The sequence below is a fragment of the Pseudoalteromonas sp. APC 3250 genome (assembly GCF_030407915.1).
GTDB lineage: Bacteria > Pseudomonadota > Gammaproteobacteria > Enterobacterales > Alteromonadaceae > Pseudoalteromonas > Pseudoalteromonas tetraodonis.
On the sequence record NZ_JASDCM010000010.1, the window covers coordinates 113045 to 138025 of the forward strand.

20 protein-coding genes and 4 tRNA genes are annotated in these 24981 nt (G+C 40.6%); 19 read left to right on the plus strand and 5 right to left on the minus strand.

The window, feature by feature from the left end; genetic code table 11:
* Positions 1-35 precede the first annotated feature (35 nt).
* Together QL986_RS12045 and tal are read right to left on the minus strand one after the other, a co-directional pair.
* A complete protein-coding gene (locus tag QL986_RS12045) occupies positions 36-224 on the minus strand; it encodes a DUF3545 family protein (RefSeq protein ID WP_013465815.1) in 189 nt (62 codons plus the stop codon).
* Between the two features lie 227 nt (positions 225-451).
* The gene (gene tal / locus QL986_RS12050) at positions 452-1402 is read right to left on the minus strand and encodes a transaldolase (RefSeq protein WP_076922089.1); all 951 of its coding nucleotides are present in this window, start codon (positions 1400-1402) and stop codon (positions 452-454) included.
* 218 nt (positions 1403-1620) lie between these two features.
* Here tal and yaaA point away from each other — a divergent pair, with 218 nt between their 5' ends.
* A complete protein-coding gene (yaaA, locus tag QL986_RS12055) occupies positions 1621-2400 on the plus strand; it encodes a peroxide stress protein YaaA (RefSeq protein WP_008110649.1) in 780 nt (259 codons plus the stop codon).
* A gap of 119 nt (positions 2401-2519) precedes the next feature.
* Positions 2520-3476 carry a mechanosensitive ion channel family protein gene (locus tag QL986_RS12060; RefSeq protein ID WP_138562221.1) on the plus strand — a complete coding sequence of 319 codons (957 nt, stop codon included), beginning with the start codon at positions 2520-2522 and terminating at the stop codon, positions 3474-3476.
* 746 nt (positions 3477-4222) lie between these two features.
* Here the strand turns inward: QL986_RS12060 and QL986_RS12065 are convergent.
* Together QL986_RS12065 and srmB are read right to left on the minus strand one after the other, a co-directional pair.
* Entirely contained in the window at positions 4223-4543 is a 321-nt protein-coding gene (locus QL986_RS12065) for a BON domain-containing protein (RefSeq protein WP_036980135.1), read from the minus strand.
* 239 nt (positions 4544-4782) lie between these two features.
* On the minus strand, positions 4783-6009 hold the full coding sequence (gene srmB / locus QL986_RS12070; RefSeq protein WP_013465810.1) for an ATP-dependent RNA helicase SrmB: 1227 nt from the start codon (positions 6007-6009) through the stop codon (positions 4783-4785).
* 76 nt (positions 6010-6085) lie between these two features.
* On the opposite strand from srmB, the gene QL986_RS12075 reads away from it, so the two are divergent.
* Together QL986_RS12075 and QL986_RS12080 are read left to right on the plus strand one after the other, a co-directional pair.
* A complete protein-coding gene (locus QL986_RS12075; protein ID WP_290191583.1) occupies positions 6086-6784 on the plus strand; it encodes a methyltransferase in 699 nt (232 codons plus the stop codon).
* Between the two features lie 94 nt (positions 6785-6878).
* Positions 6879-7337: a DUF2147 domain-containing protein gene (locus QL986_RS12080; protein WP_036956626.1), complete on the plus strand. Its 459-nt coding sequence runs from the start codon at positions 6879-6881 to the stop codon at positions 7335-7337.
* Between the two features lie 47 nt (positions 7338-7384).
* Here the strand turns inward: QL986_RS12080 and fldB are convergent, their stop codons facing one another.
* Positions 7385-7906 (minus strand): flavodoxin FldB, encoded by a 522-nt coding sequence (fldB, locus tag QL986_RS12085; RefSeq protein WP_008467792.1) that lies wholly within the window; start codon positions 7904-7906, stop codon positions 7385-7387.
* Positions 7907-8011: 105 nt separating this feature from the next.
* Here fldB and xerD point away from each other — a divergent pair, with 105 nt between their 5' ends.
* From xerD to QL986_RS12160, 15 genes are all read left to right on the plus strand, one after another.
* Complete coding sequence (xerD, locus tag QL986_RS12090) at positions 8012-8938, plus strand: site-specific tyrosine recombinase XerD (protein WP_008110662.1); 927 nt, start codon at positions 8012-8014, stop codon at positions 8936-8938.
* 72 nt (positions 8939-9010) lie between these two features.
* Positions 9011-9739, plus strand: coding sequence for a bifunctional protein-disulfide isomerase/oxidoreductase DsbC (gene dsbC, locus QL986_RS12095; protein ID WP_036980127.1), 729 nt, complete (start codon positions 9011-9013; stop codon positions 9737-9739).
* A gap of 84 nt (positions 9740-9823) precedes the next feature.
* A complete protein-coding gene (recJ, locus tag QL986_RS12100) occupies positions 9824-11545 on the plus strand; it encodes a single-stranded-DNA-specific exonuclease RecJ (protein WP_290191584.1) in 1722 nt (573 codons plus the stop codon).
* 145 nt (positions 11546-11690) lie between these two features.
* Positions 11691-12789, plus strand: a protein-coding gene (gene prfB, locus QL986_RS12105; protein WP_096038752.1) for a peptide chain release factor 2 whose coding sequence is annotated in 2 segments (ribosomal slippage) — positions 11691-11765 and positions 11767-12789 — 1098 coding nt in all. Because the reading frame shifts where the segments join, the coding sequence is not laid out codon by codon here.
* A 26-nt stretch (positions 12790-12815) separates the two neighbouring features.
* Complete coding sequence (lysS, locus tag QL986_RS12110) at positions 12816-14351, plus strand: lysine--tRNA ligase (protein WP_008467803.1); 1536 nt, start codon at positions 12816-12818, stop codon at positions 14349-14351.
* Between the two features lie 354 nt (positions 14352-14705).
* Entirely contained in the window at positions 14706-14888 is a 183-nt protein-coding gene (locus tag QL986_RS12115; RefSeq protein ID WP_013465804.1) for a hypothetical protein, read from the plus strand.
* Positions 14889-15016: 128 nt separating this feature from the next.
* A tRNA-Ser gene (locus QL986_RS12120) sits at positions 15017-15109 on the plus strand.
* Positions 15110-15143: 34 nt separating this feature from the next.
* Positions 15144-15220: transfer RNA gene (locus tag QL986_RS12125), tRNA-Arg, on the plus strand.
* A 58-nt stretch (positions 15221-15278) separates the two neighbouring features.
* A tRNA-Arg gene (locus QL986_RS12130) sits at positions 15279-15355 on the plus strand.
* A gap of 43 nt (positions 15356-15398) precedes the next feature.
* A tRNA-Arg gene (locus tag QL986_RS12135) sits at positions 15399-15475 on the plus strand.
* Positions 15476-16510: 1035 nt separating this feature from the next.
* A complete protein-coding gene (locus tag QL986_RS12140; protein ID WP_138764721.1) occupies positions 16511-19195 on the plus strand; it encodes a TonB-dependent receptor in 2685 nt (894 codons plus the stop codon).
* A 75-nt stretch (positions 19196-19270) separates the two neighbouring features.
* Positions 19271-20047 carry a family 16 glycosylhydrolase gene (locus tag QL986_RS12145; protein WP_138764722.1) on the plus strand — a complete coding sequence of 259 codons (777 nt, stop codon included), beginning with the start codon at positions 19271-19273 and terminating at the stop codon, positions 20045-20047.
* A gap of 49 nt (positions 20048-20096) precedes the next feature.
* Positions 20097-22625: a glycoside hydrolase family 3 protein gene (locus QL986_RS12150; RefSeq protein ID WP_290191585.1), complete on the plus strand. Its 2529-nt coding sequence runs from the start codon at positions 20097-20099 to the stop codon at positions 22623-22625.
* A 133-nt stretch (positions 22626-22758) separates the two neighbouring features.
* A complete protein-coding gene (locus QL986_RS12155; protein ID WP_138562568.1) occupies positions 22759-23742 on the plus strand; it encodes a histidine kinase in 984 nt (327 codons plus the stop codon).
* Complete coding sequence (locus tag QL986_RS12160) at positions 23742-24536, plus strand: LytTR family DNA-binding domain-containing protein (RefSeq protein WP_024600782.1); 795 nt, start codon at positions 23742-23744, stop codon at positions 24534-24536. The genes QL986_RS12155 and QL986_RS12160 overlap by 1 nt, the downstream gene beginning before the upstream one ends.
* Positions 24537-24981: the final 445 nt, after the last annotated feature.

A 24981-nucleotide genomic window follows, 5' to 3' on the forward strand; every position in this document is an offset into this window, starting at 1 on the left:
TCATTTATGAAAGCCTTTTTAGTTGCTTATGTTGGTTAAAACTCTAACTCATCAATAGCAACACTATCTGCAAAATAGTCAAGCTCCAGTAGTTCTTTGCGCAAACGTTGCTTATCTTTTATTGCTTCTATTTCGCGCCATTTTCTTTTTTTATTTTTTTGAGAGGTTTTTTTCGATGTATCAGAATCTTCTAATATCTCTATTATTTCGTTTAGGCTATCCATTGATTATCTCCTATTGACCACTTTTTGAACCTCGGCAGTATCTATACCACAGCTATTAATAAAATAGAATATAAATGTGACGAAACTGTTACTAATGGGTGGTATTTTGATGAAGATCAATGAGAACAGCACTTAAATGGGGGCAAGGCGAGTATTTAAAATAAAATTGCAGGTATAAAAAAACGCCGCAATAAGCGACGTTTTTAAACTCTTAAAACAGCGGTTAGTTACATCGCTTTAAAGCGTGCTTCTAATTGTTCCTGTGCATCTGCAAATGAGCGAATACCTTCAGCGAGTTTTTCAGTCGCCATGGCATCTTGGTTATGTAACCAACGGAACTGTGTTTCGCTAAGTGGCTCAGGTTTTGGCTCTTTAGTAATATCACTTGCTAGCAAGTATTCTTCAGCACCTTCTAAATTACCCAAATCTTCTAAAAGATTAGGGCTAATTGTTAGCTTATCGCATCCTGTAAGTGCAATAATTTCACCGGTATTACGAAAGCTTGCGCCCATAACTACGGTTTTGTAGTCGTGACGTTTGTAAAACTCAAAAATGCTACGTACAGATTGCACACCCGGATCTTGAAGCGGATCGGTTGGTTTTTCCATACCGTTTGCCACGTGCCAATCTAAAATACGGCCAACAAATGGAGAGATTAAAAATACGTTTGCATCAGCACAGGCGCGCGCTTGGGCATCGCTGAATAATAAAGTAAGGTTACACTTAGTGCCTTCTTTTTCTAATTGCTCAGCCGCTTTAATACCTTCCCATGTTGACGCTATTTTAATTAAAATTTTGTCTTTGCTTACGCCTTCTTTTTCGTAAAGGCTCAATAGCGTGTGTGCTTTATTAATTGTTGCTTGGGTGTCAAATGATAAACGTGCATCAACTTCGGTAGAAATATAACCCGGTACAATTTCACTAATTTCTTTTCCAAGTAATACAGCAAAATAATCACAAGCCAGCTCTAGCTGTTTTGCAGGCTGCTGCTCTGTTTCTTTTGCATACTGCCATGCTTTATCTAGATAAGGTTTGTAAGCTTCAATCTCGCTCGCTTTTAAAAGTAGCGATGGATTGGTAGTCGCATCTTCAGGTTGATGTTTTTTTATGGCTTCTATATCGCCCGTGTCGGCCACGATAGAAGAATGTTGTTTAAGCCTTTGTAGAGCGCTAGTCATTTGCTTTTCCTCATTCCAAGCAAGTTAAAAGAAAATCTAAACTACCTTAATATAGCTATACTGCAACAGTGTGACAATGCTTGATAGGTCTTATGTCCTTATCAATAAAAAAACGGTAACGGTTGAGTTTTAGGTAGGATAATTTTAAACAAAACGTGCTTTTCGTTTCATTTAATGTTGAAATTGACATTAAATAATTTACAAGTCAATAGCTAACTATGATCACTGTTATTTCACCAGCAAAGAATCTTGATTACGACACGCCACCCGCAACAGATAAGTTCACTCAACCTGAATTACTTGAGCACAGCGAAGCGCTCATGAAAGTATGCCGTGAACTAACTCCTGCGCAAATTGGCAGTTTAATGAAAATTAGCGATAAACTCGCAGGCCTCAACGCAGCGCGTTTCAGTGAGTGGGCACAACCATTCACTACCGATAATGCTAAACAGGCCGTGCTTGCCTTTAACGGCGATGTATACGGCGGGTTAGATGCTAATACCCTCACTACTAAGCAGCTTGATTACGCTCAAGACCATTTACGTATACTTTCGGGATTATACGGAGTATTAAAGCCGCTTGATTTAATGCAGGCTTATCGCTTAGAAATGGGTACAAAACTTGAAAATAGTCGGGGTAAAAACTTATATGAGTTTTGGGGCAGTGTTATTGCTAATAAACTTAACGACGTATTAGCGGCACAAGATGCACAATACTTAGTAAATCTAGCCTCTAACGAATACTTTAAAGCAGTAGATAAAAAAACGCTGAACGCACACATTATTACACCACACTTTAAAGACTGTAAAAACGGCCAATATAAAGTGATTAGCTTTTACGCTAAAAAAGCGCGCGGCATGATGGCACGCTACATCATTGAAAATCAAGTGACTCAATTAAGCCAACTCAAAGAGTTTACTGTGGCCGGCTATTACTTTAGCTCAGAAGCAACCACTAAAGAACTTGAACCGGTATTTTTGCGCGAAGAGCAAAGCTAAATTTAGCGCTATTTGCAGCTAAACACATACCCAAAAAGCTATGCATTGCATGGCTTTTTTTATACTGGCGCTATTTTTGCAAACCTTAGGTTATTAATAGAAACTAAGGTATAAAATAAATGCTCTCAATTCCCTCAATTACAGAAGCCGAAAAACTAATAGAAGAGAAGCTCGGCGGTTGGTTTGATGTTGTTATAAGTCATATCCCTAACTTTATAGTCGCGGTGATTATTGCGATTATATTTTCATTTATTGCCCGCCTTGCAGGCAAAGGAATGAAAAAAGTATTGCGTCGCTCGCTCGATTCTACTCAAATTGCTGACTTAATGGCCTCCATTTTTAAAGTTATTGTACTGAGTGTGGGGGTCTTTATTGCCCTTGATTTTATGGGCTTAAAAAGTACCGTTACGTCACTGCTTGCGGGTGCAGGTATTGTTGGTCTTGCCATTGGTTTTGCTTTTCAAGATATGACCGAAAACCTAATTGCGGGTATTGCTATGGGTATTCGTAAACCGTTCAAAGCGGGTGATGTTATCGAGACCGATAATGTGTTTGGTTCAGTGCATTCAATAAACTTGCGCAACACACTAATAGAGAGCTTTTACGGGCAGTTGATACTGGTTCCTAATAAAATACTATTTAGAAATGTACTGCGTAATTACAGCACCTTAGGAGTAAGACGAATAGAAGTGCCGGTGGGTATTTCTTACGCTGACGACATAGAAAAAGCCAGTGAGGTCATCGTCGACAAAATTAACCAATTTGACTTTGTGATCCGCAAAAATGAAACCGCTGTTTATGCCGAAGGCTTTGGTGATAGCAGTATAAACTTGTTAGTGTGGTTTTGGATCAAATACCCCGGTGAGCCTGATTTTATGACAGTGCGTCACAAAGGAGTTGTGGCCGTAAAGCAAGCACTTGATGCCGCTGATATAAGTATTCCGTTTCCTATTCGTACCCTTGATTTTGGTATTAAGGGCGGTGAAAAACTCGATGCCATGATAAGCGATAAAATAAATCAGCAGTCAGCAAATAAAGAGGGTGACAATAATACTGATGCAAGCCAAGGTGAGTAAATAATTTAAAACCCCGAAGGTAAAAGCATTGGGAAATAGTTACTGACTATCAGCGCGTTTTTACAAATTAAAACGCGCTTTTTATAATAAATAATATAAGGGTCTGTTGACCTTTGCGGATTAAAATTAGTTCAAACTAAGAGCTATTTAATCGCGACGCGAGGTTTGTTGCCTAGTGGGCTCGATAACTGCTCCTGTGTTATTCTACTGGCTTACATCCATGTAATAATAAGTAAAAACCGAGCAAAGCTTCCGCGTCCAGCTCACGCTCCTTACCACCATCCATGTAGACAACAAAGAGTAAATGTCCCTGGGCAAAACCCTTGGCTAAATACCAAACAGACTACTGCAAATTCAACCTTGAAAGAACAACAGACCCAATTGATAATCTGAAGTAATTAAAGCCTTGCGCTAACTGCCTTAAAAACGCCTCAATTAGAAAACTATATCGATAAGGTTTCTCATCTCAAAATAGATTATTTAATCAACCGAACTAGAGCCCAAGCTTGATGTAAGCTCTTTATAATAAGTGTCTATAAACAAAGGTTTCAAAAGTATAAGCAGCTGCAATGAGCGTCGCGATTGGTGCGTAAACTAAAAGGCTTTTAATTAAGTATTTAAACTGGCTTGGGAATATGCTCTGCAGTGAATTATATTGTGCAAACTATAAAAAAAGCGCCGCTTGTGTTGGAGAAACACGCAGCGCTGAGGGATAAGTTAAGTGTATTAGTTAAGAAAAAGTTATATTAAATGACACTAATTTTGTTATGAATGATTTTAACCCCATCCATATTTTCTAAAAACTTTTGTGCAAGAGCGCGTTCAAAACCGTTATTGGCTTCGCCTTTAAGTTCAACGTCACCGTCATTAACGTGTACGTTTAGTTTTTCTAACTTTAAATTTGGGTTAGTGCGCAATTCATGAGTAATAGATTGTTGTAAATTAGGTTGTGTAGCCACACTGCTAACTACAGCTAAATGCGTTGCTGCACTGACTTTAAAAGCAGAGGCTAATAAAAATAAACAACAAAACGAAATAAAACCGATAGTAAATTTAATGCGACTCATAACTATATCCTTAGTGTGTTACTAAAAAACAATGCCATTACTCGGCGTTTTAATACTCGTATATTCGATAGGGTTACAAGTTTCATTCCAAGATTAACTATTTGAAATAAATTACTATTTTATTAATTAGTTATTCAGCTAAGTATTTTTTACATATTACTATGAATAGCTTACTCACTGTTTTTAAGCCACAAAAAAGCCGACAAACGTCGGCTCAATTAAATGTGTTAAAGCTAAAGCTATTTTTTCTTTTTAGCTTTGGCTTTTTTCTTCGCTTTCATTTTTACTGGATCTTTACGCTTTTTGACTGGTGGCTTGGCTTCTTTATGCTTTGGCTCTAATCCTTTAAATACACGGCGTTTTAGCTTCTGTTCTATGTAACGTTCTACTTTGTAAAGGATTCCAATATCGTGCGCTTCAATGAGTGAAATCGCTATGCCTTTTTTACCCGCGCGGCCTGTACGGCCAATACGGTGTACGTAAACATCTGCAGTGCGAGGCATATCAAAGTTAATTACGTGGCTTATATCAGCTACATCAATACCACGCGCGGCTACATCGGTCGCGACTAAAATGCGGGTTTTGCCACTGTGGAAATTTTCCATCGCTTTCATGCGTTTATCTTGTGGCATTTCACCACGTAGCCACGCAGCTTTAACGCCGTTATTGGTTAGTTCACCAATAAGGGTTTCAAGGCGCTCACGAGTTTTTACAAACACAATCGCTTTACTAACATCAGGGCCGTTTAAGGTGTTAACTAATAGCTCAAGTTTATGGCGGTAGTCGTCGGCTAAATGAACCCATTGATGTATTTTAGCTTTTTCTTTGCGTGATGATTCGGCTTCAAGCAGAGCCGGGTCGTTTAAAATACGCTCTGCAAATAATTCTACGCTGTCACCTTCAAGAGTAGCTGAGAATAAAAAGCACTGACGACGGTTTTTAGCTTCATCACAAATGCGCAGCATTTCTTTACGAAAACCCATGTCGAGCATGCGGTCGGCTTCATCAAGAATGAGCATTTCTACGTTTTCTGCATGGAAGTTTTCGGTTTCTAAATATTCCATTAAACGCCCAGGTGTGGCGATTAAAATGTCGTTATTATTTTCAAAAATTTCTTTGTGTGTACCGTAGTTAATACCACCGGTAACTACCCCAATTTTTAACTGGGTTTGTTTTGCAAGTAACTCACATTGTTCATGAATTTGATAAGCAAGCTCGCGCGTTGGGGTCATAATTAATACCCGTGCAAAGCCCGGATCACGACGCGGAAAATCCATTAAATATTGAATTGCCGGAATTAAAAATGCCGCCGTTTTACCTGTACCTGTTGGTGCCGACGCTAAAATATCGCGTCCTTGCAACGCCTCAGGAATGGCTTGTTGTTGAATGCTAGTGGGGGTTTCATAGCCCATTTTATTAATAGCATTGAGTAGCTTATCATCAAGATCAAATTCAGAAAATTGCATAGAGTGTCAAAAATAGGGGACAATTGCCGTTAATTATACGCACTTAAACCTGCTTGGTGAATGAAAAGGTGAAAAAATGTCTGGTTTTGCATTTAAACAATTTAAGGTTGAGCACGACCAGTGCGCCATGAAGGTCTCTACCGATGGTATTTTACTGGGCGCATGGGCTGATTTAAGCCACGCAAATACGTTACTTGATATAGGAACAGGCACAGGGTTACTGGCTCTAATGTGTAAGCAACGAGCGCCACATTTAAAGGTGAGTGCGGTTGAAGTTGATGAAGCCGCCTACCAGCAGGCTTTACAAAATTGCCAGCAAAGTCCTTGGCCGGATATTAGTATTTACCATCAGCCTATTCAGCAGTTTGAGGCTGCAGGTTTATTTGATTGTGTTATAGCTAATCCGCCTTATTTTAATCACAGTTTAAAAGGTGATAATGCAGCGCGAAATACCGCTCGCCATACCGATGGTTTAAGCTTTGCAGAACTGCTTGGTGCGTTTAGGCAACTAAGTCATCAACATTCGCGTTTTAATCTTATTTTACCCACTACTGAGGCGCAGTTATTTATAACATTAGCACAGCAGCAAGGGCTGTATTTAAATCGCCTTTGCCAAGTACAAGCTATGCCAAATAAGCCCTTTAGACGCAGTTTGATGACTTTTAGTTTTGATGATTGTGAAGTAAGTAAAAGCACTCTATGCATAAGGGAGTTAAGTAATGCTTACAGTCAAGACTACATTGCACTGTGCAAGGCGTTTTATTTAAATATGTAATACCACGCTGTATGCCTAAAGCATTTTTACGTAGAGTGTTTTATAAAGGGTTGTTAGTATGGCACCATTATTGACTCATATTTAAAGTAATTTGATGAATTTATTAACTAAAAAATCAAAAAAAATACTATTACTAGCCCTTTTAGCGGGCAGCTTATTTAACACCTCTGAGGTTTTTGCTAACCCCACACCGGTTGGGCTTTGGAAAACTATTAACGAAGAGACTAACGAGGCTAAGTCGTACGTGCGCATTACTGAGCAAGATGGCGTGCTGACTGGAAAAATTGAAAAAATACTCAATAAAGCCAAGCAAGATGCACTTTGCACCGAGTGTGATGGTGATAAAAAGAATCAGCCTATGTTGGGGATGACCATTATTGAAGATGTGACCTATGCGGGTGACGGTAGTTGGGAAGACGGTGAAATACTCGACCCAAATAACGGTAAAACCTACAGCGTGCGTTTAACGCCGCAGCAAAATGGCGAAAAACTTGAAGTGCGTGGTTATGTGGGCTTTTTTTACCGTAACCAATACTGGTTAAAAGTAGAATAGTTAAGAATTAAAAAGCGCTGCATGGCAGCGCTCTTTGCAATAGTGAGTTATAGGGTTTCAGCGTACTCTGTCATCACTTGTTCTACCCAAGTGGCAATACGCTCGTCGCTTAGCTCGTACTGACTGTCTTCATCTAATGCTAAACCTACAAACTGTTTACCGTCTTCGGTAAGGGCTTTGGACGCTTCAAATTCGTAATTACTATCGTTAGGCCAAAAGCCAAGTTGAGTAATGGCTTGGGCATTTATTTCATCGTGCAACATACCTAACGCGTCTTGAAACCACTGGCCATACCCTTGCTGATCGCCCATGCCAAATAAGGCTATAGTTTTACCATTTAGGTCAACGTCTTTTATGTCGTCCCACTTTGATTCCCAATCTTCTTGAATTTCGCCAAAGTCCCACGTTGAGATACCAAAAATGATAAAGTCGTATTGCTCAGCGTTTTTAAGCGGTTCGTCTTTAATATTGTGTAAACTGACGATATCGGCGCCAATAATGTCGCGTATTTTTTCTGCCGCCATTTCGGTATAGCAGGTAGTAGAACCAAAAAATAAACCAATCTGCATCGTATTTATCACTGTGTAATTGCCTGTTATGATAGGCTCAAGTTTACCGTAAGGTATTTTTAATTGATACCTTCTCCCGTGGTATTACCAACATGAGATCACAACGTGACAACGCTATCTGACGATTTACCTGAACAAAACACTGAGCTAAGCAGCAATAGCGACTTTTTAGAAACCTTTTTAGATAGCCTATATTTAGAGCAAGGCGTAAGTGAAAACACACTGAGCGCTTATCGCAGTGACTTAGATAAGTTTTGCCAATTTTTAAAAGGCGAAAACTTAATGACGGTAACCAGCCTCGACGTTGAAAGTTACCTAGCACACCGCGTTGATTTAGGGCTAAAACCACGCAGTACTGCACGCAGTATTAGTGCATTAAAACGTTTTTATCAGTACTTTGTACGCGAAAAAATAATTAGCGACTCACCTATGGTTAATATTGCTCAGCCTAAAGCGGGGCAGTCGTTACCAAAAACGCTTTCTGAGGCCGAAGTAGAGGCGCTATTAAGTGCCCCCAATATTGAAGAGCCAATGGGTCTGCGCGACAAAGCCATGCTGGAGTTACTGTATGCAACAGGGCTGCGGGTAACCGAGCTGGTGGGGCTTAGAATGGAGCAAATAAATTTGCGCCAAGCTGTGGTGTTTGTAAAAGGTAAGGGAAACAAAGAGCGGCTAGTGCCTTTAGGTGAAGAAGCTATGTATTGGCTCGAGCAGTTTTTAAAGCTCGGGCGCGCACAAATGATAAAACACGCCACCGATTTTGTATTTCCCTCTAAACGAGGGGTAGGCATGACACGACAAACTTTTTGGCATCGGATTAAACACTATGCTATTTTGGCATCCGTTGAGTCGCCGTTATCACCCCACACCTTGCGACATGCATTTGCAACGCATTTATTAAATCATGGGGCTGACTTGCGTGTGGTGCAGATGATGCTTGGCCACAGCGACCTATCAACTACCCAAATTTATACGCATGTAGCGAATGAGCGATTAAAATCGGTGCATGCTGAGCATCATCCTCGTGCTTAAGCGAATTTTTTTGTCACTAAGCCGGTCATATAGACACGATAAGATAAGTATTTTTAAGATAGAGAACCCGTTATGAAAAAATTAATGTTAGCAGGTGCCATGTTGTGCACTAGTTTGAGCGCCTTTGCTAATGGCGTTGCAGTAACACCCGATGCCAATGATCCTATCGTGACGAAATTTGCCGCGCTAGGGGTAACCGTTAAACAAATTAATCCAAGCCCAGTTGCAGGCTTAAAAGAATTGATCACCAATAAAGGGGTGCTGTATGCAAGTCCTGACGGTCAATTTTTAATGCAAGGTACGCTAATCGATTTAAACAACCGTAGTAACCTAACCGAGCAAGCACTTAATGGTGTGCGCCAATCAGGGTTAAAAGAATACGAAGACTCAATGATTGTTTACAAAGCGCCTGAAGAGAAGCACAGCATTACTGTATTTACCGATATTAGCTGTGGTTACTGTCGTAAATTACACCGTGAACTAGATGACTTACTTGATGCGGGTATTACCGTTAAGTATTTAGCGTTTCCGCGTGGCGGTCTGCAAGGATCTGGTTACGCTGATTTAATGAATGTATGGTGTGCGAAAGATCAGCAAGAAGCATTAACTGAAGCTAAATCAGGTGCAGATACCCAAATTGTTAAAGGCTGTAGCGCACCTGTTGCTGAGCATTATCAGTTAGGCCAGAGTTTTGGTATTAGCGGTACACCGGCTATTATTTTAGAAGATGGCACGATGATCCCAGGTTATCAGCCTGCTGCGGCATTAAGCGCAGCGCTTGAGGCTAACAAAGCGGGCTAAGCAATACCGCGAGTATGTGTTTAAAAAGGCCTTTATGGCCTTTTTTTGTCTTATTATCATGAACATCATAAGTTAAAAACTAGCATGAAAAAAATGATCATTGCGCGAGAACCCGTTGACGACTCTCATCTGCCGAGCCATCTTCACCCTGTTATTAAGCAAATTTATGCCACGCGAAATGTGTCCCATGCCGATGAGCTAAACAATAGCGCAGCTACACTCCACGACTTCAAACTTTTTAAAGATATAGACAAAGCCAGCCAACTGTTAATTGAAGCCCTACACGCACAAAGCAAAATACTTATTGTGGGCGACTTTGACGCCGATGGCGCAACCAGCACCGCCACCTTAATGCAAGGGCTGGCCATGTTTGGCTTTACTCACTTAGATTACCTAGTACCAGACCGCTTTAGTCTAGGGTACGGTTTAAGCCCCGCATTGGCTGAGCAAATAGTGACAATGAAGCCCGATTTAGTGATCACCGTCGATAACGGGATTTCGTGTATCGCAGGCATTGATATTGTTAAAGCCGCAGGCATTAAAGTACTGGTTACAGATCACCATTTACAAGGCGAACAACTGCCTAACGCCGATGCTATTATTAACCCTAACCGTCATGACTGTGATTTTCCTTCTAAGTCGATAGCCGGTGTTGGTGTGGCGTTTTATTTACTCATTGCCCTGAGAAGCGCATTGCGTGAACAAGGCTACTTTAACCATCATCCTATGCCAAATATAGCTGATTTGCTTGATATTGTAGCGTTAGGTACGGTAGCCGATGTGGTGGCACTTGATGCGAACAACCGCACCTTAGTGCACCAAGGCTTGGCTCGTATTCGCAGCGGTAAAACTCGCCCAGGTATTACCGCACTGATTGAAGTGGCTAATCGCAATGCCGCGCGTTTGAGCGCCAGTGACTTTGGTTTTTCGCTTGCTCCACGCTTAAATGCAGCAGGGCGCTTAGACGACATGAGTCTAGGTATAGCGTGTTTACTTAGCAAAGACATAAATCAAGCAAGGCGCATAGCCGGTGAGCTTGATAGCTTAAACTTTGCCAGACGTGAAATAGAGCAAGGCATGCAAGTAGAAGCGCAAGCGGTGCTCGATAGGCTCGCCTTTAAAGAAGACAGTGTGCCCGATGCTATTTGTTTGTACCAAGACGATTGGCACCAAGGGGTAATTGGTATTTTAGCTGGGCGCTTAAAAGAAAAGTACCACCGCCCAACGGTGATATTTGCCGGTGGTGAAAACGGTGAAATAAAAGGCTCATGTCGCTCAATTGAAGGCTTGCATATGCGCGACTTACTTGAGGGATTAAACACCGCGCAGCCTGGTTTAATTAATAAATTTGGCGGCCACGCAATGGCGGCAGGGTTAAGTATTAACGAGCAGCAATTTACTGAGTTTAAACGTGCGTTTGATAGTGCGGTCAGCGCGCAACTCAGTGAAGAAAGTAAACGCTGCATTGTATTTACTGATGGTGAACTACCTAACGACTGCTTTAGCATGGATTTTGCCCAGCTTTTAAAGCAATCAGGCCCGTGGGGGCAGCAATTTCCTGAGCCGATATTTGAACACACCTTTGAAGTGATACAGCAGCGCATTGTGGGTGAAAAACATCTAAAGTTAGTCCTTAAACACCAATCTGCACGTTTAGTTGACGCCATAGCTTTTGGCATTGATGTAAAAGCGTGGCCAGATACCGAGGCGCAGTTTGTTAAAGTAGCGTACCAGCTCGATATAAATGAATTTAGAGGTAAATTTAGCTTACAACTGATTGTAAGAGAGCTTGAAAAAGTGGGCTAAAAAATATCTTCAAACCATGCATAAAAGGCTAATAAAACGCGCGGTTTTTTGTTAAAATCGGGCGTTTTTATTATTTGATGATTTTTAATTGCGCTCAGTCTCTTTTTTAAGTGCGCAATAACCTAGCCATTTTGGAGTAATGTACATGTTTGAAGTGAATCCTGTGATTAATCAAATCAAGGAAATTCGCGAACGTACTGAACTGCTTCGGGGGTACCTTTGACTACGCTCTTAAACAAGAACGTTTAGAAGAAGTTAACGCCGAACTTGAAGATTCAGCCGTATGGAATGAACCTGAGCGCGCACAAGCCCTTGGTCGTGAAAAGTCAGCACTAGAGGCTGTTGTTGAAACCATTGACACCTTAGTGGCGGGTACTGACGACGTTGAAGGGTTAGTAGAGCTTGCTGTTGAAGCCGAAGATCAAGACACCTTTGATGAAGCACAAAGCGAACTGGCTGATTTAAATCAGCAGCTTGAAGGCTTAGAGTTTCGCCGTATGTTTTCAGGTTCTCACGATTCAAACGATGCTTACCTTGATTTACAGTCAGGCTCTGGCGGTACTGAAGCACAAGACTGGTGTAATATTTTACTGCGTATGTACTTACGCTGGGGTGAAGCAAAAGGCTTTAAAGTAGAGCTAGTTGAAGCGACCGATGGTGATGTTGCTGGTATTAAAGGCGCAACGGTACGTTTTTCTGGTGAATACGCTTATGGTTGGTTACGCACTGAAACAGGCGTACACCGCCTCGTCCGTAAAAGCCCATTTGATTCAAGTGGCCGCCGTCATACCTCGTTTGCTTCTGCGTTTGTTTACCCAGAAGTTGATGACAACATTGAGATTGATATTAATCCGTCTGACTTACGTATAGACGTTTACCGTGCATCAGGCGCGGGTGGTCAGCACGTAAATACCACTGAATCAGCGGTACGTATTACTCACGTGCCAACTAATACTGTGGTGCAGTGTCAAAACGAGCGCTCGCAGCATAAAAATAAAGCCCAAGCAATGAAGCAGTTAAAAGCGAAATTATTTGAGCTTGAGCTACAACAGCAAAATGCAGAAAAGCAAAGCCAAGAAGACAACAAGTCTGATATTGGCTGGGGAAGTCAAATTCGTTCTTACGTACTTGATGACTCGCGTATTAAAGATTTACGTACCGGCGTTGAAAACCGTAATACTCAAGCGGTACTCGATGGCGACTTAGACAAATTTATTGAAGCCAGCTTAAAATCTGGTTTATAACCACCAAGCTAAAAAAGAGCTAAAAAATGACTGATCAAATCCAAGACGAAAATAAGTTAATCGCTGAGCGTCGCGGCAAATTAGACGCTATTCGCGCAAATTGCCCAGCCAACGGTCATCCAAACCAATTCCGTCGTGAGCATTACACGGCAGATTTGCAGGCTGAGTTTGGTGATAAGAGTAAAGAAGAATTAATCGAATTACAGCACGTAGTATCGATTGCAGGTCGTATTCTTGCTAAGCGTGGTCCGTTTATGTCTATTCAAGATATGAAAGGCCGTGTACAAGTTTATGCATCAAAAGACGTACAAAAAGATTTAAAAGCAAAATATGGCCAGCTTGATATTGGCGATATTATTGGTGTTAAAGGGCCGCTTAATAAATCGGGTAAAGGCGATTTATACGTAGACATGGCTGAGTACGAACTACTGACTAAGTCACTTCGTCCACTTCCTGAAAAATTCCATGGCCTATCGGATCAAGAAACGAAATACCGTCAGCGTTATGTTGATTTAATTACTAACGAAGCAACGCGTGAAACATTCCGTATTCGCTCACAAGTGGTTGAAGGTATTCGTCGCTTTTTAGCAGACCGCGATTTTATGGAAGTAGAAACGCCAATGCTACAGGTTATTCCTGGTGGTGCATCTGCGCGTCCATTCGTAACTCATCATAATGCGCTTGATATCGACATGTACTTACGTATTGCGCCTGAGCTTTACTTAAAGCGTTTAGTAGTAGGTGGTTTTGACCGTGTATTCGAAATTAACCGTAACTTCCGTAACGAAGGGTTATCAACGCGTCACAACCCAGAATTCACCATGATTGAGTTCTACCAAGCATACGCTGACTACATTGATTTAATGAACATCACCGAAGACATGTTACGTACAGTTGCAACTAACGTATTGGGCAGCCCAATCGTGGTTAACACCACTAAAGATGAAAACGGTGAAGTGATTGATTCAGTAGAGTATGACTTTGGTCAACCGTTCACACGTTTAAGCATGAGTGACGCAATCTTAAAATATAACCCTGAGTTTGATGCTGCGGTATTTAACGACCCAGAAAACCACTTTGAAGAATTAAAAGCGTACGCTAAACAAGTGCATGTTAAAATTCCTGAAAACTGCGTATGGGGCCCGGGTAAGTTTTTATGTGAAATATTTGAAGAGACGGCTGAGCATATGCTTATCCAACCTACATTTATCACAGGGTATCCGTGGGAAGTATCGCCACTTGCACGTCGTAACGACGAAAACCCATTTGTAACTGACCGCTTTGAATTCTTTGTTGGTGGCCGTGAGCTTGCAAATGGTTTCTCTGAGCTTAATGATGCACAAGATCAAGCTGAGCGTTTTTCTCGCCAAGTTGAAGAAAAAGACGCAGGTGATGATGAAGCAATGCACTACGACGAAGACTACATTCGCGCGCTAGAGTATGGTTTACCACCAACAGCCGGTGAAGGGATTGGTATTGACCGTTTAGTCATGTTGTTTACTGACTCATCAACTATCAAAGATGTTATTTTATTCCCGCATATGCGCCCACAAGCAGACTAAGCTTGAAGGAATAAACTAAAAAATTATCAACGCCGCTAACTAGCGGCGTTTTTTTTGCCCTATTGTTTGTGAGACATTGCCTAAACTTCACATTAGGGCTTTTAATTAATAAGTACTACACTGATAATTAAGTGTAAGTATAAAAGTAAATTAATCTTTAATTCAGCTTCATTATCATAAAGTTGCTTGACTGCTTAGCAACATTACAGCAGTGCTATAACTTTTTGGTATGATTGTTTTTTAAACATTGTGTTGTATTTATGTGAATTTTTTAGCTAAAATGTGGCCGAAATTTATACACGGTCATTCTTAGTCGTAAAAAATAAAAATTTCTAAAGGACTTAGAGAAATAATATGAAAGCTAAACGAGTAGAATCTTTACCTGATGAGAACACTACAGAGCAACAGCGAGAAGCGTATTATCGCGCGTGTATTGCCGAGTTTCAGAAGTTAGGCTATCAAGAGCAATACCTTGCTGAACTTACGGACGAACTAGTGCCAGTGATGGGTGTAAATTCAAGCACCCCAAACACCTAACCTGATTATTTTTCAAACTAATTACACTTTAAAACCAGGCATGTGTGCAATCTATAGCCATATAGTCACTTTTGTCAGAAAAGTGTTTGACATATTTTCTGAAATCTTTATTATACGCCCCACAAGACGGAGAGGTGTCCGAGTGGCCGAAGGAGCTCCCCTGCTAAGGGAGTATAGAGTTTGTAGCTCTATCGAGGGTTCGAATCCCTCCCTCTCCACCATTTTTTAAATGGCGCATCTTGTAAAATAAAGTATGGGCGCATAGCTCAGCTGGATAGAGTACCTGGCTACGAACCAGGCGGTCGGAGGTTCGAATCCTCCTGCGCCCACCATACTTTACTCTCTTTTAGAGAACGCTCTGCTTAGAGTTAAAACAAGCAAAATGAAAGTGGGCGCATAGCTCAGCTGGATAGAGTACCTGGCTACGAACCAGGCGGTCGGAGGTTCGAATCCTCCTGCGCCCACCACTTTCAACTCTCACTTAGAGTTTAAATAAGTAAATATGAAAGTGGGCGCATAGCTCAGCTGGATAGAGTACCTGGCTACGAACCAGGCGGTCGGAGGTTCGAATCCTCCTGCGCCCACCACTTTCATACATAAGCCGACATTAAGTCGGTTTTTTTGTGCCTGAAATAAATCAAAGCGTGGATGTGGATAAAGTAACCTACTGCGAACCAAGCAGTCGGAGGTTCACTCTTACAAGATACGTCCTGCGCCCAGCACTTTCATACATAAGCCGACATTAAGTCGGTTTTTTTGTGCCTGGAATAAATCAAAGCGTGGATGTGGATAGAGTAACCTACTACGAACCAAGCAGTCGGAGGTTCACTCTTAGAAGATACGTCCTGCGCCCACCACTTTCATAAATAAGCCGACATTAAGTCGGTTTTTTTGTGCCTGAAATAAATCAAAGCGTGGATGTGGATAGAGTAACCTACTGCGAACCAAGCAGTCGGAGGTTCACTCTTACAAGATACGTCCTGCGCCCAGCACTTTCATACATAAGCCGACATTAAGTCGGTTTTTTTATGTCTGAAATTTGAGAAAGCTTTCAGATATCAGTTAAACCTAATGATACATACTGCCAAATCTTCCATTCAGTCACTTTTCTAAAAGCGCAGCGCCTCTTAACCTCTTTGTGAATAACGCCCTTAAAAACTTAAATGCACAAAGAGAAATGAAAGAGGGGTAAATGAGAAGTTCAAAATCACCATGAGTATTTAAACGCCTGTAAGCTACGGTCTATAAATAATATCACCACAACGTTTTAATGTAGACGAAGAGCTTGCTCACGTAGATGTGCCGTTTCCTCTAGCTACGAACAGGCTGTCATAGGTTAACCCTTACAAGAGATATCCTGCGTCTACCGCTTTTATAAATAAGCCGACACTAAGTCGGTTTTTTTGTGTCTGAAATAGAATCAAAAGGCTAAACTACGAGGAAAATACTTGAGGTTTATCTGGCTTTAGCTTCAAAAATTAGAAGGTGATTTCGGTTTGTATTATATCTAACTCGTCTTGGCGTATTTGACTAGTAATAAAAATAATCGATATGGATACTATGAGACTGTTAAATAAAAGTAACAAAGTTTAACGTTTACACACACATCCAAAAGGTCAAACATGCACACAATAAATAAAACAGCACTATCAATAGCCGTTGCGTTGGCTTGTTCAATGCCATTGAATGCTCAAGAAGCTTCTACGGATAAAGAGCAAGCGTCAGAAAAAGAAACAGTTTCATTAGAAATCATTTCGGTAACAGCAACTAAGCGAAAAACAAGATTAATGGAAACACCTGTTGCCATTACAGCATTAACTGAAGCCGAGCTGAAAAGAAACGGTGTTAATAGCGTTAAGGATATTGCTAACTTAGTCCCTGGCTTAGATATTTCAACTGCAACAGATCAAGCTGCGCCGGTTATTTCAATGCGAGGTGTACGCTCTACTAATATTACTGAGCTTGGCGATCCGGCTGTGGGTGTTCACCTTGATGGTATTTACTCACCACGTATGCAAGGTGCCCTTGCATTGATGTACGACATAGACAGGGTTGAAGCTCTAAGGGGCCCACAAGGCACTCTATTTGGTCGTAACTCAACGGTGGGTAGTATTAATGTTATTTCAGCAAAACCAGAGTTTACCGGTTTATATGGCAACGTCAGTATTGAAGCGGGAAACTTTAATAGTAAAAATATTGATGCAGTCTTAAATATTCCTATTAATGATGAATTTGCCGTTAGGTTTTCAGGAAAAGGCTTGAAACGGGATTCTTATTTAGAAGGGTATTACGATCCTAACCAATATGACTCAAGACGCTTAAGCGACGATATTCTTAATGCGCCAGTAATCTCTGAAGATTCTTATCAAGGCGTGGGTCAAACAATTACCCAACGAGAAAACTGGTGGATAGATGGCGCTGGCACAGATCCAGAAGCGCAAAAAGTTCGCGCGCTAACACCGGCTGATAAAAGCAATTTTTACAATAATGCTGATGAATATTCATTTAGAATTAGCACCTTGTGGGAGCCTTTGGGCGGCAATTTTTCAAACCACACTGTTTTTCAAAAGTATGTAAATGACAGCAATAACAACCTAGATTTAGTTAACTGCGATAAAATTCGTGGCAGAAGTGCTGAACTAGGGGGAGACTGCACTAACTTTTTACCCAGCGATAATACTTATCAGGCGGTTGTAAATGTGCCCGGTAAGCTTAATTTAGATATCACGTACTTAAGAAACACCCTTAATTACAACATAAACGATGAATATTCACTTGTCTGGTTATTGGGCTATGAAGATATGGAACGCTCTTCAGCACAAGATAGTGAAGTAGGTTTAGACCCTTGGGATGGCGCAACTTACTTTTTAGACGGCACTGGCGCAGAGTCTTTTTCAACTGAGCTGCAAATACAATCTGATGAATATGGCGACTTTATCTGGATTGCAGGTATTAATTACTTTCATGAAAGAACAAAAACCTTAGGTTATTACGATAATCCTATGGATGACAAAGCGTTTTGGGATCAACCCGATCGCTCTACCGACGCCCTCGCATTATTTGGTCAAGGTACATACAACTTAACTGAAAAGTTACACCTAACACTTGGCTATCGATTTAGTGATGAAACAAAAGAAGATAAAGGCGGAAAAACCTATCGCTGTTCTAATGCTGATGGCTGCGCCGTAGGTTGGTTAAATAGAACTGATTTAAATAACCTTCCTGTTGACTACTACGAAGATCCTTCTATTTATGCGTCATACTTTGAAAACGACAATAAGGGAAGTTGGAAACACCATGATTTTCGTGTTGGTTTAGATTATGACATTTCACCTGAAACCATGGTTTATACCTATCTTGCCAGTGGCTTTAAAGCCGGTGGTATTGGTGATGTTTACGAAGTGGTAAATGACAGAACCGGTGACGTTACTCGTTTTGAAACCAAGTTCGACCCAGAAGAAGTACTAACATGGGAATTGGGTGCTAAATCGAGCTTTTTTGATAACTCATTAAACCTAAAAGCCGCATTTTTTTATACAGATTACACCGACATGCAATACGCATCAGTGGGCTCTATTGGTAACGTAGAGCGTTTATCTGTGGTAGAAGATGAAGATGGCTCTCCCGTTTTAGACGGTAATGGCGAGCCTGTACTCGATTTTCAAAACAAGCCAGTTATAGCTTACTACACACAAAATGTCCCTGGTTCAACAATAAAAGGGATTGAGCTTGAGTTTGACTGGAAGCCGTATCCAAATGGTCGAATTAGTGGTTACGTAACGTGGACTGATGCAAAAGTTACTGAAGATTGGAATACTAAATGGGACTACGACGCGGAGTATCTGTTTGATATTTCTTATGAAGAATCAAAAGATCCTGAAAACACCCTGTTAGCTACCAATCTTAAGGGGAATAATTTAGCAATGACCCCTGAGTTCACCGCCAATATAAGTTACACACATACACTTAACTTAGGGGAATATGGTTTTGTTCACGCATGGCTAAATGCCAGCTGGAAAGATGAATCGTACTCAACGGTATGGAATGTTGATAAACATTTAGATGACATGGATTTTCAAGTGCCAGATGAAGCAACAAAATATATCGATGATAGCCGCGATGCATTTGCCGTATTTAACGCCTCTATTAAGTATGAGCCGCAAGGACAAAACTGGTTTGCAGAAGTGTTTGTTAATAATGCCTCAGATGAAACTATTCAATACTGGAATAATACTGGCAAAGGGATCCCTAAAGGCAGCTTTGGCATGCCGAGATACTACGGTATGAGAGCGGTTTTTTCATTCTAAATAACCGAGTAAAAAATTATCCTCCTACAGGCTAGAGTACTGTAGGAGGTGCTTGATTAAATAAGGAATTTAATAATGAAAACGAAGCTAATTTCAACCTTGGTTGCTGGCCTTATAGTTATTTCACCCGCCACACACGCTAACTATTTTAAAGACGATTTTTCGTGGGGATTTGACACTCGTATTTGGAGTGCACGTAGTGGCGATAATGGCTCGCCTTTTGGCTGCGAATTTACTCCAGGAATGATTAATCCAAGTCAATACGGCATCACTCTTTCCTTATCAGAAGGTGCGTGTGCTGAGCTGCAAAGTAATCACTTTTATAGTTTTGGTAAGGTACAAGGTAGTGTTAAGTCGGGCAATATCGCCGGTACCGTGTCTTCTATTTTTACTTACACCTCATGGTGGGATTCGCCAGGACGTGCGTGGCAAGAGATAGATATCGAACTATTACCTTCTTTAGGCAATGTCGTTCATACCAATGTTATCTACCAGCCCCAAGGAGGCACATATCAAAGCTGGGAAGAGGATATTGATTTAAGCCAATTCGGGCTTGATTACAGAGAAAACTTATTAACCATTGGCTTCGACTGGTCTAGTTCATCAATTCGTTGGTATCTCTTCGACTCACAAGGAAACGAGAAAACAATTAGAGTGATGTACAAAGACAATGGGGATGGCGTAATAGCTAATAATGAAATTCCCAGCTATGCGTGGCCAATTGATAAAACAAAAATAATGATTAACCAGTGGAATGGTGACAACTCGACTCAAGGAAATTACTTTCCGGGTCAATACTACGGCAGCCCTTCGTGGGCATATTATGATTTTATTGAATATATTCCACACTAAATTAATCAATCCGTATTTATAAAACAGTATTTAATCTCGAAGGTTTTAAATGTCGAAAATAAAACACCCTAAATTATTACTTTGCTTATTGCCTGTTTTTGGCATGTTCAACTGCCAAAATGTATTGAGTGCAGACAATCAGCAAGTTAATTGGCCTTATGTGAACACACAACTTAAGCGTGATCCTGCCGTTGAAAAACAGATTGATAAACTGCTCGCAACAATGACTTTAGAGCAAAAAGTTGCGCAAATGATACAGCCAGAAATTGGCTATTTAACTGTCGAGCAAATGAAAAAGTATGGATTTGGCTCTTATCTAAATGGCGGGAATACCGCCCCTTATGGTAACAAACGAGCGGATCAAGCTACTTGGTTAAAATACGCAGATGAAATGTACCTGGCTTCTATGGATTCGACCATAGATGGTATTGCGATCCCGACGGTGTGGGGGACCGATGCCATGCATGGGCATAGCAATGTGTATGGTGCTACGCTATTTCCGCATAATATTGGCTTAGGCGCAGCGCGCGATGGCGATTTAATAAAACGTATAGGGCAAGCAACAGCAAAGGAAGTGTCGGCCACGGGTATTGAGTGGAGTTTTGCACCCACAGTAGCGGTTGTCAGAGATGATCGCTGGGGGAGAACCTATGAAAGCTATTCAGAAGATCCTGACTTAGTTAAATACTATGCGGGTAACATGGTGACTGGTATTCAAGGTGACATAGGCGCTGACTTTTTAAAAGGCAGTAACCGTATTGCCACCGCTAAGCACTTTGTGGGAGATGGAGGAACTGAGCGAGGTATTGACCGCGGTAATACGCTAATTGATGAAAAAGGGTTAAGAGATATTCACAGCCCGGGTTACTTTTCAGCGATTAATGAAGGAGTGCAATCCGTTATGGCATCCTTCAATAGCTGGAATGGTAAACGTGTACATGGCGATAAACATTTATTAACGGATGTACTTAAAAACCAGTTAGGTTTTGATGGCTTTGTTGTAAGCGATTGGAATGCGCATAAGTTTGTAGAAGGCTGCGATTTAGAGCAATGTGCGCAAGCAATTAACGCGGGCGTTGATGTGATAATGGTGCCAGAGCATTTTGAAGCCTTTTATCATAATACTGTTGAGCAAGTGAAAGCGGGTGTTATACCTCAATCACGAATAGATGATGCTGTTAGACGTTTTTTAAGGGCTAAAATCCGCTGGGGGGTGTTTACAAAGGGTAAACCATCAGCGCGACCTGAATCACAACACCCGCAGTGGTTAGGCGCTAATGAGCATCGCACTTTGGCAAGAGAAGCGGTTCGCAAGTCACTCGTTCTATTAAAAAACAACGAAAACGTTTTGCCAATTAAAGCGCATAGCCGCATCTTAGTTGCCGGTAAAGGCGCCAATGCAATCAATATGCAAGCCGGTGGCTGGAGCGTTTCTTGGCAGGGCACAGACAATACTAATAGCGACTTTCCAAATGCGACCTCTATTTATGCAGGTTTAAAGTCGCAAGTATTAAAAGCAGGCGGTGAAATAAGCTTAAGTGAGTCTGGTGACTATAAAACCAAGCCAGATGTAGCCATTGTTGTTATTGGTGAAGAGCCTTATGCTGAGTGGTTTGGTGATATAGAGATGCTAGAGTTTCAGCATGAAAGCAAACACGCTCTTGCACTGCTGAAAAAACTTAAGGCAGACAATATTCCGGTAGTTACCGTATTTTTAAGTGGTCGCCCGCTTTGGGTCAATAAAGAGCTCAATGCATCAGATGCCTTTGTTGCTGCATGGTTACCAGGCTCTGAGGGTGAGGGAGTTGCAGACGTATTACTAACAGATAAAAACGGTAACAGCCAGTTTGATTTTACTGGTAAGTTGAGTTTTTCGTGGCCTAAATACGACGATCAATTTAGCCTTAACTTAGGCGACGTAAATTACGACCCGCTCTTTGCCTATGGCTACGGGCTAACTTATCAAGACACAGTAAACATACTTGTTGTGAGTGAAACTACAAGCCCTAAAAAAATCGTTAAAAGCGATGCACACCCATTGTTTGTAAAAAGTTTAGCTAAAAATCTCACTTGGGCGTTAGCTGATACAACAGCAAAAGTTTTAACTAGTGGTTCATCGGCCACCAGTGGCGATAAAAAAAGTTTGTTAATGCAATCGGTTAATTTATCGTATCAAGAGGATGCAAGGCAGTTTAAGTGGCAATCTCAATCCTCAGATGCAACGCTTAGCCTAAGTTACTTAAAACCTACGCTACTCGAACGCAAATTTAAATCAGGTTACCTTGAACTAAAGATGCGATTAGATAAAGCTCCAGAGCAAGGTGCCCAGTTACAAGTAATGTGTAATTTAGATAACTGTTTAAGAAGTATTGATTTTTCATCGTTTGAAAAAACAATGGCAGATAAGCGCTGGCATACTTTATCAATCGCACTCAATTGCGCCGATAGCGAACTGATTGAACAATCCATGTCAGATGTAATTCGTATTTCAGCTCGGCGTTTAAGTTTAGCAGTTGCAGATATCGCGTTGACTGCAAAACCTAATAATGACGCATTATCAATCACGTGCTCAAAATAAATAAGGCAAAGGCAGTTGATAATAAGTAAGCTATTCAACTGCCTTTAAAGTTGGACGTATTAATTTGAATTCCAAAAATCCCAGAAGTCATCTTTTCTGGTTGTTTCAGAGCTGCGGTTGGATTGTGTATGCAATGCTGACCGAGCTAATGATAAAAATACCAAGCGACGAGCCATGGTCGATACATATTCCGCATTTAGTTATTGATGTAGCGTGTGGCTTTTTAATTACCTTGCTTTTAAGAAGGGCTTATAACTGCTCAAAAAGGCAAGGGATTAAAGTTAAAATAGCACTGCACCTAGTGCTGCTGTTAACTGCCACATTAATTTGGACACAAATTAAATGGGCGTCTTTGCAGTGGTTATATGGCAATTGGTGGCTTTCAATGACATGGTTTGACTTTGGTACATGGACGTCTGCATCGTTAACTATGCTCTCAACGTGGACTGCTTTTTATTACGGGATAAAAATATATCTCGACAATTTAGAGCAAACTCAAAAAGCCGCAGAAGCGACACACCTAGCTAAAGAATCACAGCTTAAAATGCTTCGATATCAGCTTAATCCGCACTTTATGTTTAACAGCATTAATGCTATTTGCACCTTAATCTTAAAAAAAGAAAGTGTGCAGGCAGTGAATATGCTCGAAAAGCTTTGTGATCTATTGCGCCATAGTTTGTATACCGATCCGCTTGAAAAAGTAGCGATTAAAGAAGAAATTGCCATATTAAAAACCTACTTAGATATAGAGCAATGTCGATTTACTGACCGGTTAGAGGTTAATATTAACGTTGATGAACCATGCAACGATTTATTAATACCTTCTTTATTAATTCAACCATTGGTAGAAAACGCGTTAAAACATGGTATGCGAGCAGATCAAAAAATGGTGATCACAATTAAAGTTGAAAAAACAAAAACCGCATTGCTCATTAAAGTTGCAGATACTGGTAAAGGGTTTGACGATAATAAAAAATCGAAAAGGGGCATTGGCTTGGCTAATTGCGAGCAACGCTTAAAATTAATGTATGGAAATAGCCATCGCATTGAAAAAGGCAATGGCAAATCAGGCGGCGCATGGCTTTGTATTTCTCTTCCTATTAATGGTTTGCAATAATGATTCAATTAAAAACATTACTTGTTGACGATGAATACAGCGCTATTGAAGGGTTGCGTATTCGTTTAGAGGCCTTTGCTGAAATTGAAGTGATTGGCAGTGCACAAAGTGTTGATGACGCTATTAACGTACTTAACAAACATGACGTTGATTTAGTGTTTCTAGATATAGAAATGCCAACAAAATCAGGCTTTGAATTAATTAAATATTTTCAACCAGAAAGCTGTCCAGCGGTTATTTTTGTTACTGCGTTTCACCAGCATGCCGTTAAAGCATTTGAGGTAAGAGCTCTTGACTACTTACTCAAGCCCGTTAAGTTAGCTCGCCTTGCAGAAGCCATAGAAAGAGTAGTAAAAACAGAGCAACTCCACAGAAAAAATACATTGATTGAAGTACACCAATCGCTGATAGAAAACGAACATCAAGAATTAGAAAGCTCAAAAAACTCAGAATATAAATTTGAAGCCGAAAACTTAGTCATCCAAGATGCTAAAAACCCAATTCAAATAATTCCGTTTAAAGATATTTTATGGATTGATGCCGCAGGCGATTATATGTGTGTTCATACACTGGCTGAAACTCATGTAATGCGTGCGCGTTTAAAAGATCTTGAAAAAAATACCTTACCAGAAGACTTCTTACGCATACATAAATCAACCATTGTTAATTTAAGCCATATCAAACAGCTCAACCCATTACGTAATTCTGAATATATGGCGGTGTTAGATAACGAAAAAACACTCAAGGTAAGTAGAACATATAGTAAAAACTTAAAGAGCTTAATAAAACAATAACGGTGGTTTTTTAGTCACATCATCGTCAACATTATCAATGTGGACGGAGAGCTTGCTTACGTTAGAAACATAGCTTCTGATTTATAAAGTTTTAATCACTTCTCTAAAAGCGCAGCGCCTCTTAATCTCTTTGTGAATAACGCCCTTAAAAACTTAAATGCACAAAGAGAAGTGAATGAGGAGTAAATGAGACGTTCAAAATCACCATGAGTATTTAAACACCAGCAAGCTATATTTTAGAGATAATATTATCGTTTATTTTCAATGTGGGCGTAGAACTTACTTACGTTAGAAACACAGTTTCTCATTGCTAAAACCTGATACGACTCTATAAAAGTGGACACTTATTTAAGGAATAAGTGTTATGAAAATCAAAACTAGGCGTAGTCATTCAATTGAATTTAAAACAAAAGCAGTTGAACAATCGTTAGACTCTCCAGATACT

Coding starts and splice junctions, on each gene's coding strand:
- fldB (WP_008467792.1), bottom strand. CDS start 7,906: ATGCAGATTGGTTTATTTTTTGGTTCTACTACCTGCTATACCGAAATG.
- QL986_RS12080 (WP_036956626.1), top strand. CDS start 6,879: ATGAATTTATTAACTAAAAAATCAAAAAAAATACTATTACTAGCCCTT.
- QL986_RS12065 (WP_036980135.1), bottom strand. CDS start 4,543: ATGAGTCGCATTAAATTTACTATCGGTTTTATTTCGTTTTGTTGTTTA.
- QL986_RS12140 (WP_138764721.1), top strand. CDS start 16,511: ATGCACACAATAAATAAAACAGCACTATCAATAGCCGTTGCGTTGGCT.
- QL986_RS12155 (WP_138562568.1), top strand. CDS start 22,759: ATGCTGACCGAGCTAATGATAAAAATACCAAGCGACGAGCCATGGTCG.
- tal (WP_076922089.1), bottom strand. CDS start 1,402: ATGACTAGCGCTCTACAAAGGCTTAAACAACATTCTTCTATCGTGGCC.
- lysS (WP_008467803.1), top strand. CDS start 12,816: ATGACTGATCAAATCCAAGACGAAAATAAGTTAATCGCTGAGCGTCGC.
- QL986_RS12145 (WP_138764722.1), top strand. CDS start 19,271: ATGAAAACGAAGCTAATTTCAACCTTGGTTGCTGGCCTTATAGTTATT.
- QL986_RS12075 (WP_290191583.1), top strand. CDS start 6,086: ATGTCTGGTTTTGCATTTAAACAATTTAAGGTTGAGCACGACCAGTGC.
- QL986_RS12060 (WP_138562221.1), top strand. CDS start 2,520: ATGCTCTCAATTCCCTCAATTACAGAAGCCGAAAAACTAATAGAAGAG.
- recJ (WP_290191584.1), top strand. CDS start 9,824: ATGAAAAAAATGATCATTGCGCGAGAACCCGTTGACGACTCTCATCTG.
- dsbC (WP_036980127.1), top strand. CDS start 9,011: ATGAAAAAATTAATGTTAGCAGGTGCCATGTTGTGCACTAGTTTGAGC.
- yaaA (WP_008110649.1), top strand. CDS start 1,621: ATGATCACTGTTATTTCACCAGCAAAGAATCTTGATTACGACACGCCA.
- QL986_RS12045 (WP_013465815.1), bottom strand. CDS start 224: ATGGATAGCCTAAACGAAATAATAGAGATATTAGAAGATTCTGATACA.
- srmB (WP_013465810.1), bottom strand. CDS start 6,009: ATGCAATTTTCTGAATTTGATCTTGATGATAAGCTACTCAATGCTATT.
- QL986_RS12115 (WP_013465804.1), top strand. CDS start 14,706: ATGAAAGCTAAACGAGTAGAATCTTTACCTGATGAGAACACTACAGAG.
- QL986_RS12150 (WP_290191585.1), top strand. CDS start 20,097: ATGTCGAAAATAAAACACCCTAAATTATTACTTTGCTTATTGCCTGTT.
- QL986_RS12160 (WP_024600782.1), top strand. CDS start 23,742: ATGATTCAATTAAAAACATTACTTGTTGACGATGAATACAGCGCTATT.